The 5,474-nt window shown below is 74.2% G+C and carries 4 protein-coding genes and 1 pseudogene; all 5 read right to left on the bottom strand.

Annotation, left to right across the window (positions count from 1 at the left end):
* Positions 1 to 954, bottom strand: a 954-nt coding sequence (locus tag A9O63_RS18245) for a glycosyltransferase family 4 protein (protein ID WP_069333192.1), incomplete at its 3' end; no start/stop codon positions are given.
* Positions 951 to 2,474 (bottom strand): ABC transporter permease, encoded by a 1,524-nt coding sequence (locus A9O63_RS18250; RefSeq protein ID WP_069333193.1) that lies wholly within the window; start codon positions 2,472 to 2,474, stop codon positions 951 to 953. The genes A9O63_RS18245 and A9O63_RS18250, both read right to left, overlap by 4 nt.
* Positions 2,471 to 3,205 (bottom strand): annotated as a pseudogene (locus A9O63_RS18255) (ABC transporter ATP-binding protein); the annotation flags it as partial. The pseudogene A9O63_RS18255 and the gene A9O63_RS18250, both read right to left, overlap by 4 nt.
* A 58-nt stretch (positions 3,206 to 3,263) precedes the next feature.
* A complete protein-coding gene (locus A9O63_RS18260; protein WP_069333196.1) occupies positions 3,264 to 4,268 on the bottom strand; it encodes an ABC transporter substrate-binding protein in 1,005 nt (334 codons plus the stop codon).
* Positions 4,269 to 4,376: 108 nt separating this feature from the next.
* Positions 4,377 to 5,474, bottom strand: a 1,098-nt coding sequence (locus A9O63_RS18265; RefSeq protein ID WP_069333195.1) for a sulfatase, incomplete at its 5' end; no start/stop codon positions are given.

The following is a 5,474-nucleotide window of genomic DNA, read 5'->3' on the forward strand; positions in this document are numbered from 1 at the left end:
CCCGGCCAGGCGCTGCCGGGTGGGGGCGTCCTCCAGCAGGCGGCGGAGTGCCGCCGCGAAGGCTGTCGGATCGTCGGGCGGCACCAGAAGCCCCGCATCGGCAGGCACCGTGTCGGGCACCGCCCCCGTGGCGCAGGCGACGATGGGCAATCCGTGCAGGAGGGCTTCGGGAAAGACCATGCCGTAGCCCTCGTGCCGTGTGGCCAGCGCGAAGAGCGTGGCCTGTCGGAAGAGGGCGCGCAGATCGGCCTCGCCGAGCTCGCCGGTGAAGGAGACCCGCGCCTCGAGCCCCAGAGCCGTCCGCTGCGCCTGCAGCGCCGCGGCCGTCTCGGGAAACCACGGCGCTCCGACGATGCGCGCCTGCCAGTCCAGATCCCGGATCCGCGCCAGCGCCTCGAGCAGCACGTCGTGCCCCTTGCGCGGCACGAGGATCCCCACAGACAGGATCAGCGGCGGCTGCACGGGCGCGCGCACCGGATCGGGGGGCGGAAAGCCCGGCAGCGCCACCGTGATCCGCTCGGCGGGCACGCCGTATTCCTGCACGAGGAGCCGCGCCGTATGCGGGCTCGGCACCAGCACATGGGCGGCAAGCGCGAGGTTCGCCCGCTCCCGCGCGCGCAGGAGGGCGGCACGGTCGGGCGGCAGGCCCGTCTCGAGCGCCAGCGGATGGTGGGTCATGGCCACGACCGGCGCGCGCATCCGCGCCAGCGCCTCCGTCTCGATCGCGCCGTGCACGAGCCCGTCGAGGATCACCGGGACCCCCTCGGGGACGGCCGCAAGCAGGCCCGCCGCCTCGGCGGTCTCGGCCGGATCGGGATCGGGAAAGCCCGCGGGAAGGCGCAGATAGGCGACCTCGCGGCCGCTCTCGTTCAGCGCGCGGAGCAGGGAGCGTTCGTAGAGGAAGCCGCCCGAGCGGCGCTCGGGATCCCCGGGAATGGCGAAGACCGCCCTCATGCCAGCTGCTCCGCCGCCGTGCGCGAAAGGACCGCGCGTTCAAGAAGACCGAGCGCGCCCCAGGCGAGGCAGGCGGCCAGCGCGATGACGAGGGTGGCGCTCCAGAGCATCCCGTAGGCCGAGGTCGAAGCGGTGACGGCCATCAATGCGCCGAGGCCTGTGCCGGTGGCCAGCCATTCCGCCGTCGTCGCGGCGAGGATCGCCGCGGGAACCGCCATCCGCGCCGAGGCGAAGAAGGCGGGCAGCATCGCGGGCAATTGCGCATGGAGAAGGCGCGCGCCACGGCCGGCTGCATGGCTCTCGAAGAGGTCGAGGACGGCCCGCGGCGTCTGGCGCATCCCCTGAAGGCAGGCGACGAGGGTCGGGAAGAAGATCATGACCGCAACGATGGTCACCGTGCCCGCGGGCCCGCGCCCCAGCGCCAGCACCAGAAGCGGCGCGGTGGTCACGATGGGGATCGCCCTGAGCGCCACGGCCACGGGCAGCACCGCCGCCTCGGCCCGCGGGGCGAGGATCACCAGCGCCGCGAGGCCCGCCCCCGCCAGAAGCCCCGCCAGGTAGCCCGGCACGGCCACGCGCAGCGTCTGCGCCAGGGCGAGAGCCAGCTCTGCGCGGTGGGCCATGGCCTCGGGATCGGTGAAGAGAAAGGCCCAGACATCCCAGGGCCGCTTGGCGAAGAAGGGGCTGAGGCCTGCGGCCTCCATCGCGCCCGCCCAGAGGAAGAGCCCCAGCGCCAGCGCGGCGAGGACCGGCAGCGGCCCCTCGAGCCGGCCCGGGGCGGCCGCGAGGATCAGCGGCGGCTCGGCCTGCAGCCTGCGCCCGACCGCGGCGATCGCCGCATGGGCCGCCACCGTCACCCCGGCCGCGACGGTGGCGAGGCCCCAGGTGGCCGGCGCGTCCAGCTCGCGCAGCGCCCGGATCACCAGCAGTCCGAGACCGCGCTCGGCGCCGGTGAACTCTCCCACCAGCGCGCCGAGAAAGGCCGCGGGCGCCGCGATCTGGAGCCCGGCCATGACATAGGGCAGCGCCCCGCGGGCCCGCACATGCCAGAGCTCCGACAGCCGCCCGCGCCCGTAGCTGCGCACGAGGTCGAGCCAGACCGGCGGCGCGGCGCGGAGACCCACGAGAAGCGCCAGATAGCTGGTGAAGGTCACGGCGAGCGCCGCCAGCGTGACCTGCGGCCCGAGGCCCGGCCCCCAGAGCACGCGCAGGAGGGGGCCCGTGGCCACCAGCGGCAGGCAGAAGAGAAAGAGCATCAAAAGCGAGATCACCGCCGCCACCCGGCGCGGCGCGAGGACGGCCAGCGCCGCCAGCAGCACGGCCGCGAGCGTGCCCAGAAGAAGCCCCAGCGCCGCCTCGCCCGCGGTCACGGCCAGCGCGCGACCGACCAGCCCGCGATGCTGGAAGAGCCAGCCTGCCACGTCGACCGGCCCCGCCAGAAGATGCGTGCCCGCCAGCGTCCGCGCCGCCATCTCCCACAGGAGCAACAGCAACAGGCCCACGAGGAGACGGCCGCTCATTGGGCGGCGAGCGGCCGGTCGGCTGCCGCCCCTCCCTCCGAGAGACCCGCGGCGATCTCGTCCACGAGATCGAGGAACCGCGTCTCGCGCACCATCGCCGCCCGCCGCGGGCGCGGCAGGCGCACGGGAATGTCGGCCACCACCGCCGCGGGCCGCGGCGACAGCACGAGCACCCGGTCGGACAGGAGCACCGCCTCGGAGACCGAATGGGTGACGAGGATCGTCGTCGTGCCCCGCTCCTGCCAGAGCCGCGGCAGGTCGAGGTTCAGCCGCAGGCGGGTGAGTTCATCGACCGAGCCGAAGGGCTCGTCGAGAAGGAGGAGACCGGGCGCGGTCACGAGGCAGCGGGCGATGGCCGCGCGCTGGCGCATCCCCCCGGACAGTTCGGCCGGGCGGCGGCGCTCGAACCCTTCGAGGCCCACGAGCCGGATCAGCCCCGCGACCGCCGCAGGATCGGCGGGCCGTCGCGCAAGCCGCAAGGCCAGCGCCACATTGCCCTCGACCGTCCGCCAGGGCAGAAGCGCCGCCTCCTGGAACGCCACCGAAAGCCCGCCCCGGCGGCGCACCGCAAGGGGCGGCTGCCCGCCGATGCCGACGCTGCCCGCCGAGGGCTCCTCGAGCCCCGCGATCATCCGCAGGAGCGTGGATTTCCCGCAGCCCGAGGGGCCGACGAGCGCCGTGGTCTGGCCCGCGGCGAAGGTGAGGGTCAGGGGACGCACCGCCTCGACCGCGTCGGGCCCCGCCCCATAGGTGCGGGCAAGGCCCTGGCAGGTGACCTCGGGGGGCGCCTCAGCCATGCGCTTCCTCGAGAAGCGAGCGGTCCCAGAGGTCGGGGCTCACCTCGCGCCCCAGAAGGGCCAATGTGCGGATGTTGGCGGCCACCGTCTCGTCGGTGAACCAGCCGAAGCCATGGGCCTCGGTCAGGTCGGAGACCATCAGCGGCAGCTGCCGGTCGAGCTGCAGCGCCTGCACGGCCGCCTCGAGGCCCGCATCGGGATGGCTCTCGAGCGTCAGGGCCAGAGCGGCGTCGGGATCGGCGCGGCAGGCCTGCCAGCCCCGCGCCTCGCCGCGCAGGAGCCCCACCAGCTCGGCGCGCCGCGAGGCGATGGCCTCGTCTGTCGCGATGTAGGTCTGGGAATGCAGGGCATAGCCGTGATCGGCCATCAGCATCGTGACGGCCTCGATGCCGCGCACCGCCATGGCGACCGGCAGGTCGGTGGCCCAGCAGAGCAGACAATCGACCTGACCCGCGAGCAGGGGCGCCGCGTCATATTGCGTGGGCACCACCTCGATCCCGGCCGCATCGATCCCGTTCAGCGCGCAGAGCGCCTTCAGCACCGGCATGTTGGCCAGCGCCATGCCGATCCGCTTGCCCGGCAGATCCGCGGGCGTGCGCACCGGATTGGCCGGCAGCGAGGCGATGGCGAACGGATTCTTCTGCATGGCGACGGCAAGGATGCGGAAGGGCGCGCCCTGCGCCACGGCCGCGGCGGTGTAGTCGGCGGCCGAGATCCCCACCAGTGCCTGACCGGAGACGACCGGCGGCTCGACCGGCGCATTCGGACCGCCGGGTTGCAGCGACACCTCCAGCCCTTCCTCGCGCCAGTAGCCGCGGGCCTGGGCCAGATAGCTGCCCGCGAACTGGACCGAATGGAGCCAGGACAGTTGCAGGGCCACCGCCGTCTGCGCCCGTGCCGCGCCGCCCGACAGGGCCAGCGCCGGGCCGAGCCCGCCCATGAGGCCCCGCAGCGCCAGTCCGCCCATCCCGAAGCCCAGCACGCCCCGCCTGTTCACCCGCACTGCGCCAATCTCCCGTCTGCCCCGTCGGTTCAACCCTAGGGCATTGCGCTGCGCGGACAAGTCCACCAGCCCCGGATCCGCCCGCAGGCGCTCACCGACCGCTCATGGGGGGCCGGAGAGGGCCTCGAGGAAGCGGTCGCGGAAGGCCTCCATCGGCAGGGCGGGCAGGGCCCGCGCCGGGATCAGGCCCTCGGTCCAGCCCCAGCCGTCGAAGGCGGCCAGAAGCTCGGGCGGGCCGATCAGATGGGCGGGCACGTCCCGCCCCTCGATGCCCGAGACGAAGGGCGCGGGCGGATGATCGCCGAGGATCAGCGTCAAGGCACCCGCGCCCGACCGGGCCGCATGGGCCGTCGCCGTTCGCAGCGCATAGGCGAGCGACCGGCTGTAGGCGGCCCGCACCCGGTCGGGATCGCGCCAGACCACCTCGGGCGGATCGCCTGCCTTGGCCTGATCGTCGAAGATCCGCCCGTCGCCCACCGCCTCCCACGGCACCAGCCGCGGCTCGGGCACCCAGGGCGCGTGGCTCGAGAGGAGCACGATCTGCGCCACCCGCGACGCCTCGGGCCCGAGCCGGTCGAAGGCCGTCAAAGTGAACTGGTCCGGCATGGTGACCCAGTTGAAGGGCCGCCCCCGGTAGCCCAGCCCCTCGGCATCCAGAAGGCGCGAGAAGCCGAGCCGCTGGCCTTCGGGCCAGGCGCGGGTGATGCCGGGCATGACGGCCAGCGTGCTCCGCCCCGCGTCCTGCGCCAGCTCGAACAGGGTCTTGCGCGGGCTTGCGATCAGGGCGCGGTAGCGGATGGCGCCGTCGATCCGCAGGCCCGAGGCCAGCGTGGCGTGGGCGAGCCAGCTCTGCCCGCCCGCAACCGGCGAGCCGAGCCAGCCCGACCGCATGGCGAGGCTCTGCGCCGCGATCCCGGCCTCAGCCGCCCGCAGGAGGGCGGCATGGGAGGCATAGAGCGGATTGTCGAAGCTCGCCCGCCCGTAGCTTTCCACGAAGAGGATGCGAAGCTCCGCCTGCCCGAGACGCGCAAAGGCATCCGTGCGTCCGGCCCAGGGGTCGGTGCGGGCCGCCGCGCGGAAGGATGCGAGATCGGCGCGCGTCTGCCGGGCCGTCACGGTATGGTCCCAGACGAGCCGGGTGGTGAGGGCGGCGCCGGGCACGCGCTCGGGCCGCGCGAGATCTGCGGCCACCAGCGCAAG

This window comes from Cereibacter johrii, assembly GCF_001720585.1.
GTDB classification, from domain to species: Bacteria; Pseudomonadota; Alphaproteobacteria; order Rhodobacterales; family Rhodobacteraceae; genus Cereibacter_A; species Cereibacter_A johrii.